The sequence below is a fragment of the Protofrankia sp. CiP1_Cm_nod1 genome, from assembly GCF_920888515.1.
In the GTDB taxonomy this organism is placed as follows: domain Bacteria; phylum Actinomycetota; class Actinomycetes; order Frankiales; family Frankiaceae; genus Protofrankia.
Genome location: NZ_CAKKTM010000044.1, coordinates 12,045 through 28,400 on the forward strand (window position 1 = coordinate 12,045; position 16,356 = coordinate 28,400).

Here is a 16,356-nt window from a genome sequence, read left to right on the forward strand (position 1 = left end):
TTTTTGGTGGTTGGGCGAGTCGTGCCTGCGGGGGGTTGGCGTGCCCTGGGATCATCTGGCTGTCAGTCGGCTGTTGCCTGCCAGGGGTCTGTGAGGTCGATGCCGGTGTGGACGAAGTCCTTGGTGTTGCGGGTGGCGAGGTCGGCGGAGTGTGAGCGGCAGATGGCCGCGATCTGGGCGTCGGCCATGGCGATGGACAGGCCCTGCCGCTCGCGGCCCACGACGATGTCCGCGTAGTGGGCCGCCGCGTCGTCGTCGAAGGGCAGGACACGGCCGGTGAAACCCGCCTCGACGGCACGTCGCAGCCGGTCGGCCAGGTCGGTGCGGCGTCGCCCCTCGGGCAGCCGGGCGATGCCGTAGCGCAGCTCGGCCAGGGTCACCGCGGTCAGGTAGATCTCGTCGGCGGGCTGGCTGTCGACCCAGGCGACGACCCCTGGGTCGGCCCGGGCGCGCATCAGCTCCGAGACGACGTTCGTGTCCAGTGCGATCATGAGGAGAAGTCCGCCGCCCTCGGTGGCTCCGTGCGTGGCGGCAGGGCGAGCTCCACGTCCTCGTCGAGGTCCGCGAAGTACTGGTGGATCTGGCTGCCCAGCCCGCGTCGCGGGGCCGGCCCGGTCAGGGCGGCCCGGAGGATCGCCCGGGCCTCCGCCTCCATGGACCGGCCGTTGTGCGCCGCGCGGACCCGCAGCCGCGCCTTCACCTCGTCGTCCAGATCCCTGATCGTCAACGCCGCCATGACCTACCACCCCTTCCAGTCACTCCTTCCGACGATCCAATGCTAGCACTGCATGCATTGCAAGCCGCACGTGAGCGGAGTGCGCGCCAGACCCGGCTGACGTTGCGGACAAGCCTGGAGGTTGGTGGACGGATCCGAGCCGCTTTACAGGACAGAAGCTCGCAACGCCGTGCCATTCGCGTGCCACTTTCAGTCCTCGACCTCGATGCCGTGGGCGCGGGCCAGGTCGGCGAGTTCGTGGTTGTAACCCTGGCCGACGACCCGGAAGCGCCAGGCGTCCGCCCGCCGGTAGATCTCGGCGAGTATCAGGGTCCGTTCGGTGGTGGCGGCGTCGAGGGTGGCACGCAGCCACGTTGCCGCGTCCGGTGTCTGAGCGCCGACTTCGATCGGCCCGATCTCACCGAACGTCCGGGATCCGTCGAGAGCCGCCGCGATGATGATCTTTCGTGTGTCATCCGGGATGGCGGCGAGATCCACCGTGATGGCCTGTTCCGCGGGGCCGTCGACCCGGAGCACGACAGCCTCGTCGGCAGCCTGCGGCTGGTTGTAGAACACGAAGTCGTCATCGGTCCCAACCAGATCGTCGTCACCGACGAGGAACGCGACAAGGTCGACATCGCGGACCTCCCAGGACCAGGTGGCAGCGATGGCCCATCGTGTGCCGGCAGCGGCCGTCGGCAGATCCTGGACGCCGCCGCGGGGCAGGACCCGTCCGGTGAGCACCTGGCCGGCGGGTGGCTGGGGTGCGCCGGCGGCAACTGTCGCATCGGGCCCGGTCCCGCCTGCTGCCGGTCCGGGATGGCGCTGGCCCGCGATGTCACGCAGGAATGCCTCGGCGGTCACGACAGGGATGTCGAGGTGCCGGATACGGGGCATGCGACGGTTCTGCTCGCCACCGTCCAGACAGACGACGAGGGCAAGGCTCGCGGTGACGTTCACCGCGGGGATCCCGCGGAAGGCTGTGATGCGCTCCCTGAGCTGGGCAGCCTCGGCGTGTGCTCCACCGAGCACAAGTATGCGACGGCCCGCGAAGGGATGAGAGGCAGGCGTTGGTGGAGCCGGCGGGGCCTGGACGGGGCGCGTCGGCAGGCCACCTGCCGGTAGGCCCTCTGTCGGCGCGGCGCGGGTCTGGCTCCGGCCGGGTCTGGCGGACGCCCCGGGTCTGGCGGACGCCGTGTCAGCGTGCGTGCCGGGCGGCGTCGGGCCCGCGGTCGGCAGCGGCACGGGCTCAGGGGTGCGTTGTTCCTCCCGGCGCCGGCCGGGACGGACATCGTCGAGCAGGTTCAGGAAGCCCCGTTCGTCGAGCACTGGCGTGCCATGTGTCAGCGCGGCGCGGGCCTTGCTCGTTCCGCTGCGGATGTCGTTGGTGACCACAACGCTGGTCCGACGGCTGACCGCGCTGGTGACGTGCAGTCCGGCAGCCGTAGCTTTCTCGACCAGTTCTTCGCGATCAGTAACGGTATCTCCGGTGAAGGCAACCCGCATGCCCTGGACGAGCGGCCCGCCAACGGTGAGCGGCCCCGGATTGAGATAGGGGCAGGGCGGTTTTCGCGTGCTCGCCCGGGGCCGGGCGGGCAGGATTGCCATGTTGTCACGCGCTGTGCCGCAGGGGGCGAGGGGCAGGTCCAGTTGCTGGCTGGCGGCGTGCCCCAACGCCCGCGGCAGCAGAGCGGCGAGGACGTCGGCGTCGTCGACGGCGTCGTGGGCCTGGCGTTGGACGACTCCCCAGTACCCCGCCAGCGTGGCCAGTTTGAGGTTCGGCAGGTCGAGATCGAGCCGGCGGGCGAGAACCCGGGTACACAGCCGCCATTCGACAGGAAGGCGGATGCCCAGCCGCATTGCTTCGGTGGCAAGCATCTGCCAGTCGAAAACCGCGTTGTGCGCGACGAAGATCCGGCCGTCGAGCAGCGGCAGCAGAGAATCGGCCACCAGGTCGAATGTGGGGCTGCCGGCCAGCCGTTCGCGGGTGAGCCCGTGAATGTGCACCGGCCCGGGATCGCATCCCGGATCGAGCAGGGTCGACCATCGCCGTTCCACCGTGCCGTCGGACGCCACGTGCACTACGGCTACCGAGAGGACCCGGCTACGCTGTGCTATCAGTCCGGAGGTCTCCACGTCCACCACCGCATAGCGGTGGGGATAGGCGGCGGCGATGGCCGATGGTTGAAGTAACGGGGAGCTCACAGCGTCGGATCATCCCATGATGCTCGGCCCGGTCAGTCGGCTGGTGTTGTCTGCCAGGGGTTTGTCAGGTCGATGCCGGTGTGGGTGAAGTCCCTGGTGTTGCGGGTGGCGAGGGTGTTGCGGGTGGCGAGGCCGGCGGAGCGTGAGCGGCGGACGGCCGCGATCGGGGCGTCGGCCATGGCGGCTCGGAGGATCGCCCGGGCCTCCGCCTCCATGGACCGGCCGTTGTGCGCCGCGCGGACCCGCAGCCGCGCCTTCACCTCGCCATCCAGATCTCTGATCGTCAACGCCGCCATGGCCGGCCACTCCTGCCAGTGATCCGATGCTGGCACCGCATGCGTCGCGAGCTGGGCGTACGAAGTCCGCACCGACACGAGCCCGGCTGGCGTCGCGGGCAAGCCTGGAGGCCGCTCGTGTTCGATCCGAACCTACCGGGAAAAAATGGGAAGAAGACCGTGGATACGGGGTGAAAGTGCTGCTAGAGTCCGTATCCGCTGACCACGACTCGCTGTCGTCCCGGACCGTGGGCGCTGCGGGCAGAGTCCGCGTCATGAGACTTCCGTAACCATCCGGCGCAGGCTGGGACGTGTGCTGCCGTCGCTGACGGCACACATCCCGGCCACGAGGAACGACCCGACCGCCTCGACCCGCATGACTGCCGACCACGCTGCCGGAGCTGGACCGCGTGATCGACAGCTCGTCTGGGCCGGGTGGTTCGGCGCACCCTCCTCAGGGCTGCTCCGGGCGTCTCGTGACGGGCCGGCGTACGCCCCGGCGCGCCGCTGCGCACAGGAGCCGCTCTCCACAGGATCACAGGACAGGATCACAGGAAAGGACACGATGCCGCGGAACGTCCTGATCACTGGTGGCTCCAGTGGTGTGGGTCTGGCCACCGTGACACGGTTCGCTCGCAATGGTGACAACGTGTGGTTCACCTACCACTCCCGGCGGGACGTCGCCGAGTCGGTCGCGTCGGACCTGCGCACGACTGGCGGTGCCCAGGTATGCGCCTTCGAGTTCAGGCAGGGGGAGCGGGACAGCCACGACGATCTGCTGGCGGCGCTTCCCGGCCCGGTGGACGTGCTCGTCAACAACGCCGCCGTGGGCACGCGGAGCATCGACCGGTACGTCCCGGACCCGCACGACCGGGACGAGGCGTTCCTACGGATCAACAGCATCGGCCCGCTGTGGCTGATCCGGCGCCTCCTCCCGGGCATGCTGGACCGCGGCTACGGGAAGATCGTCAATATCTGCAGCGTCGGTGGCGGGGTGACCCAGTTCCCGGGATTCGACGTCGTGGACGGCATGAGCAAAGCGGCGCTCGCCTACCTGACCCGCCATCTCGCGGCGGAGACGGCGCATTCCCCGGTCGATGTCATGGCGGTGTGCCCGGGGGCGGTCGACACGCCCATGCTGCGGGAGAGCACGCTCGACCGGCTGGCGCCGCAGGCCCGGCTCGACTTCGAGGCGAATCTGCCGAAAGGCAGGCTGATCCGGCCGGAGGAGATCGCGGAGCTGGTGTGGTGGCTGTCCGGCGACAGTTCCTGCGTGCTGCACGGGGCGGTCGTGGACGCGTCGATGGGCCTGGGGGTGCGTCCCGGGCTGTTCACCGAGCACCCCGCGGAATCCGGTCAGGCGCGCGGCGGCCGTCCGGGAGGCCACTGATGGTGTCGAGGCGCGCGGCGGCGCTGGCTGCCCAGCCGCCGGCGATCGCCGCGGCGCACTTCCGGGCGGAGGCGGATCCGTACCATCCCCGGCTGCGTCCGGACGGGTACGTCAACCTCGGCACGGCGGAGAACCGGCTGGTGTGGGACCTGCTGGCGCCCCGGCTGACCGGCCCGCGGCCGCTGACCGCCGCGGACACCCACTACGCCCCGCTGCACGGCACCGACGCCTTCCGGGAACAGCTCGCCCGTTTCCTCACCGGTGTCTGCCGGACGGAGGTGGATCCGCGGCACCTTGTCGTGGTCAGCGGGGCGACAGGTGCCCTGGACGTCATCGCCTCCGTCCTGTGCGACCCGGGGGAGGCGATCATCGTGCCCGCTCCCTACTACGGGGCCTTCGACGTCGACCTGGCCGGACGTTCCGGCGCCCGCCTGCTGCCCGTGCCCCTGAGCGCGGGCGGGAACTTCCAGGTGACGGCCTCGGGGATAGATCATGCTCTCACCCGTGCCCGCGAGCGGGGGATCACCGTCCGTGCCGTGGCACTGGCCTCGCCGGGGAACCCGGTCGGCCATGTCCACCCGCCACGGGTCCTCCGGGAGATCGCCGAGGTCGCCGGCCGGCACGGGGTGGACGTCATCGCGGACGAGATCTACGCCAGCTCGGTCTTCGGCGAGACACCGTTCGTCAGCTTCCTCGATCCCGAGGTGAGGACGGCCGGAACCGGACGGGTCCACGTCGTGTGGGGGTTCGCGAAGGACTTCGGGCTGCCCGGCTTCAAGATCGGTGTTCTGTGCAGTCCCGATCCCGAGGTCCGCGCCGCGGCCCGGGCGCTCGCCTATTTCGCCGCGACCTCGACCGACACCCAGGCGCTTCTGCGGGACGTTCTCGCCGACCACGCGTGGGTTGCCCGTTTCCTCGCGGAGAGCCGTCGGCGGCTTGCCCTTTCCCATGCCTCGTCGGCCGAGCTCCTCTCCGCCGCTGGTATTCCCTTCGTGCCGGTGGGGGCGGGGTTCTCGCTGTGGGCCGATCTGGGGGCGTGGCTGGCCGCTCCCACCTTCGCGGCCGAACACGACCTGTGGGAGAGGCTTCTTGAGCGGGCCCGTGTCAACGTCCTGCCAGGCCAGTTCTTCGCCAGCCCCGATCCGGGATGGTTCCGGATCTGCTATGCCACCGACCGGGCCGTGGTGACGGAGGGCATCAGCCGTATCGTTCGCTTTCTTGACGCGTCCGCGTCCGCGTCCGCGTCCACGACCACGACCACGACCACGACCACGGCTGGGCCGTGCGGTGAGGAAAGAGCCGCTGTCTCCCGTCCGGTTGATGCCACGCGCTATGAAAGCATCGAGGGCTGAGGATGGAGCAGAAACCGGGATGGCCGCTGGGAGCGGCCCGGCCGATGAGCGACTGGTACCGTTCGGCGGGCGTCCGCGGTGGGAGCCGGCGGGCGTTTCACCAGGAAATGGAGGAAGGGCGGGTGTTCTTTCCGTCCGAGCTGGTGCCGTATCTTGCCCATGAAGCCGTCCGCGTTCTCCCGGCCGCCCTGGCACGGGAACTCACCGTGCGTCACCTGTACCAGTTCCTGTTGTCGGCCACGCACCTGGAGACCAGGATCGTCAACCGTGGGGCGGAGCGGATAGCCGGCAACCGGGTGGGCTTCGACCTGCCCCCTTCATGTCGTCTGGACGCCTACAAAATCTACTGTGACGAGGGATATCATTCGCTGTACAGTCTCGACCTGGCCGACCAGATCGCCACCGCCACGGGGATCCCGATACCCCGGTGGGACTACGGCGGTTTCGTCGAACGTCTCGAGGAGACCGGGCGCGCCATTCTCCCCGGCGAACCGGTGCTCGCCCAGCTGCTGCAGGTGATCGTGTTCGAGACGCTGATAACCGCGGTCCTCAACGAAGTCCCCAACAATCCCACGGTCGTCACCGCGGTCCGGGAGGTGACCCGGGACCATGCCCGCGACGAGGGACGCCACCACCGATTCTTCGTCGCTTTCTTCCACCTGCTGTGGACGCATCTGCAGCCCTCGCTCCGGGAGCGTGTGGCGCACGCCATCCCACCTCTGATCAGGGCGTGCCTCGTCTGGGACACCGCGCCGGTCCGGTCCTCCCTCCTGCTCGCAGGCCTCGACGAGCCCACCGCCGACACCGTGCTCCGGGACGTCTACGGGGGGGCCGCCGCGACTCGGCGAATCCGCGAGGCCGCCCAGGCCACCCGGCGGATGTGCGAATCCGCCGGCGTCCTCGATCTTCCCGGGGCGAGCGAGGCATTCGCCGCCCACGGGATCGGGTGAGGGCATATGCGGCCTTCCGTCGATCACGACAGCGGACTCACCTACGCGACCTACCTGCGCCTTCCCCACGTGCTCGACCAGCAGCGGTGCAGAAGCTCGCCCCCTGCCCACGACGAGCTGCTCTTCATCACCGTCCACCAGGTGTACGAGCTGTGGTTCAAGGTGCTGCTGTTCGAGCTTTCCAACGCCAGGGACCGGATGCTCGACGGTGACGCCTACCGGGCCCGTCTCCGGCTGCGCCGCTGCCACGAGATCGAGCGTGTGCTGGTGAACCAGATCGACGTCGTCGACACCATGACGCCGCACGGGTTCCTTGAGTTCCGTGGCGCGCTCGGGTCGTCCAGCGGGTTCCAGTCGGCACAGTTCCGAGAGATAGAGTTCCTGTCCGGTGCCGACGACAACGGCTGGCTGGACAGAGCCGCCTGGCTGAGCGCCGAGGACCACCAGCGGCTGTCCCTACGACTGGCCGAACCGGACCTGTGGGACGCTTTCATCACCCTGCTGGCCGTCGCTGGTCTCAGCGTCGGCACCCCACGGCAGCGAGCGGCCGCCTTCCACGAGATAGCGGTCGGCGACGATCGGTACAACGGGCTGTGGGAGCTTTCCGAAGCTCTGATCGAGCACGACCAGCTGTGGTCGATCTGGCGTCTGCGGCACCAGATGACGGTGATGCGCCAGCTCGGCGGCAAACCTGGGACGGGCGGCAGCACGGGTAGCGGCTATCTGGCGGAACGGGTCCCGCTGAAGTTCTATCCGGAGCTCTGGGACGCGAGGAGCTGTTTCGGCCAGCCGGACGACGGCAGGCCCGCCGCCGGCGCGCGGCCCTGACTCTCCTCGCCGGGAATCCGATGGCCAGGCCGGCGGGAACCCGCGGCGACGCGGGAGACAAGAATGTGGAGACAAGAAGTGGGAGACGGCGGGGCCATGGCCGACGGGACGTCACCGTCCCCATGGGAAAGCAGCCGGGAACTACGTGACCAGGCGTATTCACCCAGCCTGACCGTACCCGACATGAGAACGTACCTGCGGCTGTACGCGGACAGGTCGGCCGACGCCCGCGCGGCCCTGCCATGGAAGGAAATCCCCTACGGGGACACCCCCGCCCAGCGGCTCCATTTCTTCCCCGCCACCGGCCCCCACGCGCCGCTACAGGTCTTCATCCACGGCGGCTACTGGCAGGAGCTGAGCAGGGAAGAATCGTCCTTTGCCGCGCCGGGCTTCGTCGCGAAAGGAGCGGCCTTCGCCGCCTTGGGGTACGGGCTCGCGCCCGCCCACCGGCTGGACGAGATCGTCGCCATGGTCCGTAACGCCGTCCTGTGGTTGTTCCAGCATGCCGCCGAGCTGGGCGTCGACCCCCGACGGATCTTCCTGAGCGGTTCTTCCGCCGGGGCCCATCTCGCCGCGATGTGCGTGATGGACGGCTGGCTCCCGCCTGCCCTGCACCCCTCCGACGTGATCCGCGGTGCCTGTCTGCTCAGCGGTATCTACGACCTCGAGCCACTGCGGCACACCTACGTCGGGGAACAGATCAGGCTCACCGCCGCCGAAGCGGCCCACAACAGCCCGGTTCGCCATGTCCACGGCGACCTCCCACCGCTGATAGTCGCCCGCGGCGACAACGAGACGGCCGCCTTCGCCGCCCAGCACGCACAGTTCGTATCGTCCCTGACCCGGGCGGGAACGCCAGTTATCGATCTTGTAGTGCCCGCCCGGAACCACTTCGACCTCCCGCTCGCCCTCGGCGACCCGGAAACACCACTCGGCCGGGCAGCCCTGGCACAGATGGGTCTGCTGCCACCCCCCGACAATCCGGCACCCGAGATCAGATCCTGCCGGCTCCCGTGGTGAGCACGGGCGGTACGGGTGGCACCTCGTCGCCCTGGCGGCCGGAGTCATGCTGTTCGCCGTCCGGTATCCGGTGACGCACAGAACAACGTCTCCTCCTGTTGGAGACCGTTGGAAATTTTCGTATAGATGATCTGAATGGTGTTTTTATTAAGATCTTTAGTGGAAGGTTTTGTTCAGGCCTCTCCTCGGAACGTGCGGGGATTTCGGGTGTCCGGTTGTCGGGATGCCGGGTGCCGGGGTGTCGGCAGGGAGCTGAACAAGGCGTGTGCGTGCCGGTGTGCTGGTGGGTCACTGTGTCCTGGTGGGTAGTTGGGAATGGAACAGCGGCCGGTAATTGACAGTGCGTCCTTCCGGGTGTATCGGCCGCGCCCGTCGAAGTGACGCAGGTCGCGTGGGACAGCCTCCACACCGGAGGTAGAGTGATCTTGCACAATTTACCAGGAGTGCCCACGACACCGAATACAGAAACGCATTCTGACCGGTTCCGGCCGTCGCCACGATCGGCGCTGCCCGACTGAGCTGGCGGCTGTTCCCGGCCACCGAACAGGAAAGGACGGTATCGGTGGATCAGGTGAGGATCGGCATTCTTGGCGCCGCTCGGATCGCCCCGGCGGCCATCATGAAACCCGCGGCACGGCTGCCGACCGCCGCGGTGGTCGCGGTGGCGGACCGCGATACCGAGCGGGCCGACCGGTTCGCCGAGAAATACGCGGTCCCGGTGGCGCACGAGTCATACGACGCGCTGCTCGACGATCCCGACGTCGACGCGGTGTACATTCCGCTGCCCAACGCCCTGCACGCGCAGTGGACCCTGCGCGCGATCGAGGCCGGGAAGCACGTGCTGTGCGAGAAACCGTTCACCGCCAACGAGGCGGAGGCACGTGCCGTCGCCGAGGCGGCGGCGTCCGCCGGCGTTGTCGTCACCGAGGCCTTCCACTACCGGTATCACCCGCTGGCGGAGCGTATGCACAAGATCGTGCGGGACGGCAGTCTCGGCACGGTGCGTTCGATCCGTACCTGGATGTGCATTCCCTGGCCGCTTTTCGACGACGAGATCCGCTACAGTTACGAGCTCGGCGGCGGGGCCATGATGGATACCGGGTGCTATGCCATTCACTGTATGCGGCTGCTCGGTGAGGGCGAACCGAAGGTCGTCTCGGCGCGCGCCCTGCTGCACGCGCCACGCATTGACCGCGCCATGACCGCGGAGTTCAGCTTTCCCGACGGCTCGACCGGGCGGATCGACTGCTCGCTGTGGTCCCGGCGCTTCCTGCGGATCGCCGCCCACGTTATCGGGGACCGTGGTGAACTGCGGGTCGCCAACTTTGTCCGCCCACATGTCTTCAACCAGATCCGCTGGACGACGCAGGGGCACACCCGCCGGGAGACAGTGCGCGGGGAAACGACGTTCGACGCCCAGTTGCGTGCTTTCGCCCGCGCGGTGCTGTACGGCGAACCGACACTGACACCGGCCGAGGACGCGGTCGTCACCATGCGCCTCATCGACGATGTCTACCGTACGGCCGGCCTCCCCCCACGAGGGCTTGCCAACTGACCGGATCGCACGAAAACCGCCCCGACGATCAGACCGGCGGGTCGATGTCCGGCGGGTCGATGTCCGGCGGGTCGATGTCCGGCGGGTCGATGTCCGGCGGTCGGCCGTCGCTGCCGGGCGGCGCCGACGGCCGACCGCCAGCCGCGGCCGAACCGGGCGTGATCAGATCGGGTGTGACCGGGCTGGAGGCGACCAGCGCCGCCAGGTCGTCGGGGGTGTCGACGTCGTGGGGGGAGCCGGTGCCGTCGCAGGGCACCATGACGACCTGGTCCGGATTGCTCCGCAGCCAGGCCCGCGCCCCGATGTCACCATGGGCGAGGGTGGACACCTCGGCCCACACCGTCCTGTCCAGCAGGACCGGGTTGCGCGGTTGCCCGCCGTAGCTGGCGACCGCCGCGACGGCACCGGCGGCATGGGCCGCGAGCAGCCTGCGCACCGCCTCAGCGCCGATCAGCGGCTGGTCGACCAGCGCGATCACGACCGCCTCGACACCGGTGTGTCCCGCCGGCCGCCGCCCACTGCTCCGCCGGTCTCCGTCGTTCCGCCGGGCTTCGTCGTCCCGCGGGTCTTCGTCGTCCCGCCGCTCTTCGCTGCTCCGGCCCTGGCTGTTCCGCTCCCCGCCGGTTCGCTCCCCGCCGGCGGAGCCGGCAGGGCCTGCCCCGCCGGCGGCAAACGCCGCGAGCCCGCGACGCAGCGACGCGCTCATCCCCACCGCCCAGTCCGGCGCCAGGACGACCTGCCCCCCGGGCAGGCCGGTGGATCTGATCACGTCAGCCGCCCGCGCGCCGAGAACCACAAGCACCGGGACGCATCCACCGTCAGTGAGCATCCGGGCGCATCGCCGGACCAGAGGTTCACCACTCAGGGTGACCAGAGCTTTTGGAGCACCGAAGCGACGTCCGGCCCCGGCGGCGAGGACGAGCCCGCCGACGGTACTCGTTGTGGCTGTCATCGGCCGCTCCATGTACTTGTACTTGCCGACTGCCTGGTACTTGCCGACTGCCTGGTACTTGCTGGCTACGTGCCGCTCGAGGGCAGGGCGGGCGTCCACGCCGACCAGGAGCAGGCTGGAACCAGGACCAGGACCAGGACCAGGCTGGGACGGGGCTGGGACGGGGGGCGGGTGGCGCCCCGCCGGGAGCGCCGCGTCCGCTCGTTACTGTAACGGGCCGGGCAGGCGAACCGGCAACAGAGTTCTATGAATATAGAAATAATAATTACCGCAAAAATATGAACCGACACGAAAGGCGATCCGGTCTGCGAGCTCACACTTTCTTCGCCGATGGTTCGCTATACAATCCGGAACGGTGAAACAGTCAATTGCCGACGGCGTTCCACGGGCCACCCGGACACGGTCACGGGAGGAGCAAGCACGCCCGCCGCACCTGGAGTCGCCCCAGCCGCCCATACCACCGCCCGGCGGCGAGCGCGGGAGCGACAGCGCCGTCGCCTACCGTCCCATCGTGACGGCCCGCGATCTCTGCGTAAAAGCATTCAGTGCGACCCGGCTGCGTCCTGGCTACAGCATGGTCGGTGTCGATTCCTTTCTCGACTGGGCCGCGGTCGAGCTGCGTCGGCTGCACGCCCTCGTCCGCGTTGTCGAGAACGGGGGGACGCCGGAGCCGGCCGAGCTCGTCCCGAGAATCACGCCGACGGAGATCAGGTCGACGAGGTTCAATACCACCAGATTTTTCAGCGGATACCGCGACAGCGAGGTCGATGATTTTCTCCGGATCGTCGAACGTGAGTTCGGTAATCTGCACACGTTCTTCTCCGCGGTGTCCGCCGCGGCCCTGGCCGACGCTCCCGGTGATGACAGCCGTCGGGCCGCCGCCGTCCGGTACCGGGGCGGTCCCGGGTTCTTCCATCCCGGCGCCACCGGCGCGGAGGCGGCGGCGAAGACGTTCACGAGAACGCGGTTCCGCGCCGGCTACGACACCGCCCAGGTCGACGCCTTTCTCGGCAGAGTGGGCCAGGCACTGGACCGCCTGCAGGCGATGGCGGAGCCGGCGCGGGACGGCCGCCCGGTGGATGCCGCCTCTGCCACGGCCGCCTCTGCCACGGCAGGCCTCACCCCGCGGGACATCGTCGATGCCAGGTTCGACACCACCTGGCTGACGGGCGGATACAGCGAGTACGAGGTCGACGACTTCCTCGATTTTCTCGAGCACGAGCTCACCCGCGTCCAGACCTACCTGTCCCGAACCCCGTCCTGACCCCGCCCTGCCTCCCGATCGAACATCGCAAGATCGCAAGATCGCAAGAACGAGGGAGCGAGTGGTTGTCAGGACAGCCGTTTCCGCACTCAATATTCTTGATCGAAACGGGACGTGCGCGTAGCTGAGGGATTGTCGGGCCGCCGCGGGGCCAGGGCCGGGGGCGGGACTGGTGCTGGCGGCCGCCGCGGGGGAGCGGACCGGCCCCGGTGCGGATTGTCACTGGCGCGGGCGCCCCGACGCGGGTCATCGCCGGTGCGGGCCAGCCTCGGCACGGGTGGGCGCTGACGCGGGTTGTCACTGGTGCGGGCTGGCGCCGGCGCGGGTCATCGCCGGTGCGGGTGGGCGCGTCGGGCTACAGTTTGCGTGCGATGGTCAGACCGTCCGACACGGCCAGCAGGACGGCCTGTACCCGCTCGTCCGCCGCCACCGTGTCGTTGAACGCCTGGATCGCCTGGACGTCCGCGTCCTGGCTCCGCTCGTCGAGCACCTTGCCGTCCTGGAGCACGTTGTCGACGAGGATCAGCCCGCCCGGGCGCAGCCGCGGCAGCAGCAGGTCGTAGTAGACCGGGTACGAGGTCTTGTCCGCGTCGATGAGCGCGATGTCGTAGACGGGCTCGGCGGGCAGCGCGGCGATCGTGTCCGCGGCCGGGCCGAGGCGCAGCTCGATCCGGTCCTCCAGGCCGGCGCGCTTCCAGTAGTGACGCGCCAGCGACGTCCACTCCTCGCTCACGTCGCAGCAGAGCAGATGGCCGTCGGCGGGCAGGCCGCGGGCGATGCAGATCGACGAATATCCGGTGAACGTACCGACCTCGATCGCTCGACGCGCGTTGGTGCTTGCGGTGAGCAGCGTCAGCAGGGTGCCGAGCTCGGCGCCGATCTGCATCACGGCACGTTCCCCGAACTTCCGCCGCGTCTCCGTGAGGAGATCGGTCAGCAGTTCGTCCGGCGGTGAGCAGCGCGCCGCGAGATAGGGATATATGCCGTGCGCCAGAACGGGCGACTGCGCGGTCGGGTCCAGAGCGGACATGAGGCTCAGGCTACCGGCGCATCCCGCTCTCCCGCCCGGTGGGCCTACGCCCGTCTGGCAGGCTCCGCCCGAGGGCCGTGCCGGATGTGCAACGGATGAGCGGCTGACATGGCCGCCTGCCCGCCGGCCGCGTCTTCCGGCCCCGCGGTGGCCCCCGCAGCCGCGGTGGCCCCCGCAGCCGCCGTGGCCCCCGCAGCCGCCGTGGCCCCCGCGGTCGCTTCGCGGGCGGTGTTGGTGTCGCCAGGGTGCCGGCGGGGCATTTCACGGGTTGTGAGGACGAACGACCCGGTGCCGGCGCCGGCACCGACCCTGGCGATGGCGATGGCGGTGGCACCGGCTCCGCCGCCGGCTCCGAGCCCGGCACCGGACGCGGCGGAGGCGGCCGGCAGTGTCGCCGCGGAACTCGACGCGGACACGGTCCACGCCGTCGGGAAGATCAGCGAGGCGCTGGAGTGGGTGGAGCGGGCCCGAGGGCATCTCTACGCGTTCCACCAGATGTCCGGCCATGCCGATCTCATGCTCGGAGCGGCGCTGGAGGAGCTGGACGGCGCCGGTCACGGTGGGATCGCCGAACGGCTCCGCGGGGACCTGCTCGGGCGCAACGTCCTCGACGGCCGATGGACCTTCCAGGTCGTCGAGGAGTACGACGACGGGTACTACCGGGCCTTTGTCGAATCCGAGCGGATGGTCCGGGACGCCCTGGCCGGTGGCCGCCGGCATGTGTACGAGGCGCGGATGAAGGCGTCCGAACGGGAGCGCGCCGGCCGGCCAGCGTTCGGCCCGGGAGCCTGAACGCCGCGTGGGCGCCGTGCGCCATCCCACACAGCGCGTCCTGAGGGCGTCCTGCTGGGGCGCGATCGCCGTCGGTGACGGCGTCCGGGCATGAGGGGCCTGATCGGCTCGTGCTGTCAAAGTCACCGTGTCCTGGTTTGACAGTGTCCCGCGTGCGGCGGCACTCTTGGGATGCGGCACCTCGTTCGGTGAGGCGTCTGCACGGACACAGGCCACTGACCCCGAACGTCGAGAGACGCCCCGGGTCAGGACAGCTCTCCCCGGGCTAAGGGGTGGGCCCAGGTGGCTTCCTGGTCAGGATTACGCCGTGCAGTGCCAAAGCTCTGACGAGGAGGGGTGCTCCGCGCGTGGGGGTGGGTTCTGGCCCGGCTCCCGTTCGTGCGATCACTCTTTGTGGATGCGGTCTGCGCCCGCGAGCGCCTGGCTGTGAAGGAGGTGGCGGGATGAGTCCCGGTCATAGTCGCTGTCTGTCCTGGACTGGCTCGGCGACCCCCGCCGCCTGAGCCTGGTCACTTCGGTGTGAAAACATCGCCGCCGGCCTTTGTCAGAAAGGGCCGACGGTCCCAGCCCCTGCCTTGCCGGGCAGCTCGCGGTCGTCGGGTCGTATCTGACGCGCTGAACGCGGGTGGGCGTCCGTTACGAGCTCCCATGAGCCCGGCGTCGCGGTGGTCTGGAATCAAGGCCTGACCCACAGGGGTTGTGTCAGCAGATGCGCGGGATCGTGCAGCGGGCTTTCACGCACCAGCCGGTTGGCCGTTGTGGCAGTGCGCTCGAACCTTGTTCACGTCCGGCCATGGCCGCGTTCGTCCATGGCCGGCCTGCTGTGTACCACCCGGCGATACGCCTACACAGCGATGCGCAAGGCCCGGTCACCGCCTCGGCGAGGTGCGAGCGAGCGTCCTGGGGGAGCAACCAGCCCGCTCCCGGTTCCAGACCGCTGTCTGCTGGCGGATCCGCGAGACATTCGAGGAGCTGGCGTGATGACGGTGATGGAGAACGTGTTCTACTCCGAGGGACGGCGCCTTGTGCGGCCGGACTCGCTGACCGAGACCTACCAGCTTCTGCACGGACGCCGTGACAGGCGCAAGCAGGACCTCGCCTGGATCGGGCTGGTCCGCCCGGACCAGCGGGAGATCGCTTCGATCGCCCGGGAGTTCGAACTGCACGAACTCGCCGTCGAGGATGCCGTGCAGGCGCATCAGCGCTCCAAACTGGAGCGGTACGGAAAGACCCTCTTCGTGGTTCTGCTGGCGGCTTCCTACAATGACACCCGGGAGGAGGTCGAGTTCTCCGAGCTGCACGTCTTCGTCGGGGACGACTTCGTCATCACGGTACGTCATGGTGATGCGCCGGACCTGCGGCGGGTACGCCACCGGATGGAATCCGAGCCGGACCTGCTGGCCAGAGGCCCCGAGGCGGTGCTGTACGCCATCCTCGACCGGGTCGTCGACGACTACGCACCGGTCGTCGCCGGGCTGGAGAACGACATCGACGAGATCGAGACCGAGGTCTTCCGGGGCGACCCGGAGGTGAGCCGGCGTATCTACGAGCTCTCCCGCGAGGTCATCGAGTTCCAGCGGGCCACCAAGCCCCTGCTCGGCATGCTCGACGCCCTGGCGTCGGGTTTCGTGAAATACGGCGTGGACGCCGGGCTGCAGCAGTACCTGCGGGACGTCAGCGACCACGTCGTCCAGGTCGTGGAGCGGATCGAGGGCTTCCGCCAGCTCCTGCAGAACATTCTCACGGCCAACGCGGCCCTGGTCGGGCAGCGGCAGAACGAGGAAATGAAGATCCTGACCGAGACGAGCATCGCGCAGAACGAGGAGGTCAAGAAGATATCCGCGTGGGCGGCCATCCTGTTCGCGCCCACCCTGGTGGGCACCGTGTACGGGATGAACTTCGAGACCATGCCGGAGCTGCAGTGGACGTACGGATATCCGTTCGCGATCGGGCTCATGGGGCTGGTGTCCGCCATGCTCTACGTCGTCTTCCGCAGCCGCCGCTGGCTCTGAACACCGGACAGGCCGG

15 protein-coding genes and 1 riboswitch are annotated in these 16,356 nt (G+C 69.1%); of the genes, 9 read left to right on the forward strand and 6 right to left on the reverse strand.

Features of this window, described 5'->3' with window-relative positions:
* Positions 1–62: 62 nt before the first annotated feature.
* The 4 genes from NBX02_RS02885 to NBX02_RS02900 form a co-directional block, all read right to left on the reverse strand.
* Complete coding sequence (locus NBX02_RS02885; protein ID WP_250289864.1) at positions 63–491, reverse strand: type II toxin-antitoxin system VapC family toxin; 429 nt, start codon at positions 489–491, stop codon at positions 63–65.
* Entirely contained in the window at positions 488–736 is a 249-nt protein-coding gene (locus NBX02_RS02890) for a FitA-like ribbon-helix-helix domain-containing protein (RefSeq protein ID WP_250289866.1), read from the reverse strand. Before NBX02_RS02890 ends, NBX02_RS02885 begins: the two co-directional genes overlap by 4 nt.
* A gap of 189 nt (positions 737–925) precedes the next feature.
* On the reverse strand, positions 926–2,920 hold the full coding sequence (locus NBX02_RS02895; RefSeq protein ID WP_250289868.1) for a DEDDh family exonuclease: 1,995 nt from the start codon (positions 2,918–2,920) through the stop codon (positions 926–928).
* Between the two features lie 32 nt (positions 2,921–2,952).
* The gene (locus NBX02_RS02900) at positions 2,953–3,216 is read right to left on the reverse strand and encodes a FitA-like ribbon-helix-helix domain-containing protein (protein ID WP_250285386.1); all 264 of its coding nucleotides are present in this window, start codon (positions 3,214–3,216) and stop codon (positions 2,953–2,955) included.
* Between the two features lie 544 nt (positions 3,217–3,760).
* On the opposite strand from NBX02_RS02900, the gene NBX02_RS02905 reads away from it, so the two are divergent.
* From NBX02_RS02905 to NBX02_RS02930, 6 genes are all read left to right on the forward strand, one after another.
* Positions 3,761–4,585 carry an SDR family NAD(P)-dependent oxidoreductase gene (locus NBX02_RS02905; RefSeq protein WP_250285387.1) on the forward strand — a complete coding sequence of 275 codons (825 nt, stop codon included), beginning with the start codon at positions 3,761–3,763 and terminating at the stop codon, positions 4,583–4,585.
* Positions 4,585–5,937: an aminotransferase class I/II-fold pyridoxal phosphate-dependent enzyme gene (locus NBX02_RS02910; protein ID WP_250289870.1), complete on the forward strand. Its 1,353-nt coding sequence runs from the start codon at positions 4,585–4,587 to the stop codon at positions 5,935–5,937. Before NBX02_RS02905 ends, NBX02_RS02910 begins: the two co-directional genes overlap by 1 nt.
* Before the next feature lie 44 nt (positions 5,938–5,981).
* The gene (locus NBX02_RS02915) at positions 5,982–6,887 is read left to right on the forward strand and encodes a diiron oxygenase (RefSeq protein ID WP_445548226.1); all 906 of its coding nucleotides are present in this window, start codon (positions 5,982–5,984) and stop codon (positions 6,885–6,887) included.
* A gap of 6 nt (positions 6,888–6,893) precedes the next feature.
* A complete protein-coding gene (locus NBX02_RS02920) occupies positions 6,894–7,715 on the forward strand; it encodes a tryptophan 2,3-dioxygenase family protein (RefSeq protein WP_250285390.1) in 822 nt (273 codons plus the stop codon).
* Positions 7,716–7,898: 183 nt separating this feature from the next.
* Entirely contained in the window at positions 7,899–8,735 is an 837-nt protein-coding gene (locus NBX02_RS02925; protein ID WP_250289871.1) for an alpha/beta hydrolase, read from the forward strand.
* A 562-nt stretch (positions 8,736–9,297) separates the two neighbouring features.
* Positions 9,298–10,290 (forward strand): Gfo/Idh/MocA family protein, encoded by a 993-nt coding sequence (locus tag NBX02_RS02930; protein WP_250285392.1) that lies wholly within the window; start codon positions 9,298–9,300, stop codon positions 10,288–10,290.
* Between the two features lie 28 nt (positions 10,291–10,318).
* On the opposite strand, the gene NBX02_RS02935 is transcribed toward NBX02_RS02930, so the two are convergent.
* Entirely contained in the window at positions 10,319–11,341 is a 1,023-nt protein-coding gene (locus NBX02_RS02935) for a nucleotidyltransferase family protein (protein ID WP_250285393.1), read from the reverse strand.
* A gap of 256 nt (positions 11,342–11,597) precedes the next feature.
* Between NBX02_RS02935 and NBX02_RS02940 the strand changes: the two genes are divergently transcribed.
* Positions 11,598–12,506 (forward strand): DivIVA domain-containing protein, encoded by a 909-nt coding sequence (locus tag NBX02_RS02940; RefSeq protein ID WP_250289874.1) that lies wholly within the window; start codon positions 11,598–11,600, stop codon positions 12,504–12,506.
* Between the two features lie 355 nt (positions 12,507–12,861).
* Here NBX02_RS02940 and NBX02_RS02945 read toward each other — a convergent pair whose 3' ends face one another.
* A complete protein-coding gene (locus NBX02_RS02945) occupies positions 12,862–13,536 on the reverse strand; it encodes an O-methyltransferase (protein WP_250285395.1) in 675 nt (224 codons plus the stop codon).
* A gap of 288 nt (positions 13,537–13,824) precedes the next feature.
* Between NBX02_RS02945 and NBX02_RS02950 the strand changes: the two genes are divergently transcribed.
* Both NBX02_RS02950 and corA read left to right on the forward strand, forming a co-directional pair.
* Positions 13,825–14,328: a hypothetical protein gene (locus NBX02_RS02950; RefSeq protein WP_250285396.1), complete on the forward strand. Its 504-nt coding sequence runs from the start codon at positions 13,825–13,827 to the stop codon at positions 14,326–14,328.
* 173 nt (positions 14,329–14,501) lie between these two features.
* A riboswitch (M-box (ykoK) riboswitch) is annotated at positions 14,502–14,669 on the forward strand.
* 468 nt (positions 14,670–15,137) lie between these two features.
* Positions 15,138–16,340 carry a magnesium/cobalt transporter CorA gene (corA, locus tag NBX02_RS02955; RefSeq protein ID WP_445548227.1) on the forward strand — a complete coding sequence of 401 codons (1,203 nt, stop codon included), beginning with the start codon at positions 15,138–15,140 and terminating at the stop codon, positions 16,338–16,340.
* Positions 16,341–16,356: the final 16 nt, after the last annotated feature.

Bases quoted from the DNA above. Each gene is read 5' to 3' on its own strand.
- NBX02_RS02885 (WP_250289864.1), bottom strand. From the start codon at position 491: ATGATCGCACTGGACACGAACGTCGTCTCGGAGCTGATGCGCGCCCGG.
- NBX02_RS02890 (WP_250289866.1), bottom strand. From the start codon at position 736: ATGGCGGCGTTGACGATCAGGGATCTGGACGACGAGGTGAAGGCGCGG.
- NBX02_RS02900 (WP_250285386.1), bottom strand. From the start codon at position 3,216: ATGGCGGCGTTGACGATCAGAGATCTGGATGGCGAGGTGAAGGCGCGG.
- NBX02_RS02905 (WP_250285387.1), top strand. From the start codon at position 3,761: ATGCCGCGGAACGTCCTGATCACTGGTGGCTCCAGTGGTGTGGGTCTG.
- NBX02_RS02910 (WP_250289870.1), top strand. From the start codon at position 4,585: ATGGTGTCGAGGCGCGCGGCGGCGCTGGCTGCCCAGCCGCCGGCGATC.
- NBX02_RS02915 (WP_445548226.1), top strand. From the start codon at position 5,982: ATGAGCGACTGGTACCGTTCGGCGGGCGTCCGCGGTGGGAGCCGGCGG.
- NBX02_RS02920 (WP_250285390.1), top strand. From the start codon at position 6,894: ATGCGGCCTTCCGTCGATCACGACAGCGGACTCACCTACGCGACCTAC.
- NBX02_RS02925 (WP_250289871.1), top strand. From the start codon at position 7,899: ATGAGAACGTACCTGCGGCTGTACGCGGACAGGTCGGCCGACGCCCGC.
- NBX02_RS02945 (WP_250285395.1), bottom strand. From the start codon at position 13,536: ATGTCCGCTCTGGACCCGACCGCGCAGTCGCCCGTTCTGGCGCACGGC.
- corA (WP_445548227.1), top strand. From the start codon at position 15,138: ATGGCCGGCCTGCTGTGTACCACCCGGCGATACGCCTACACAGCGATG.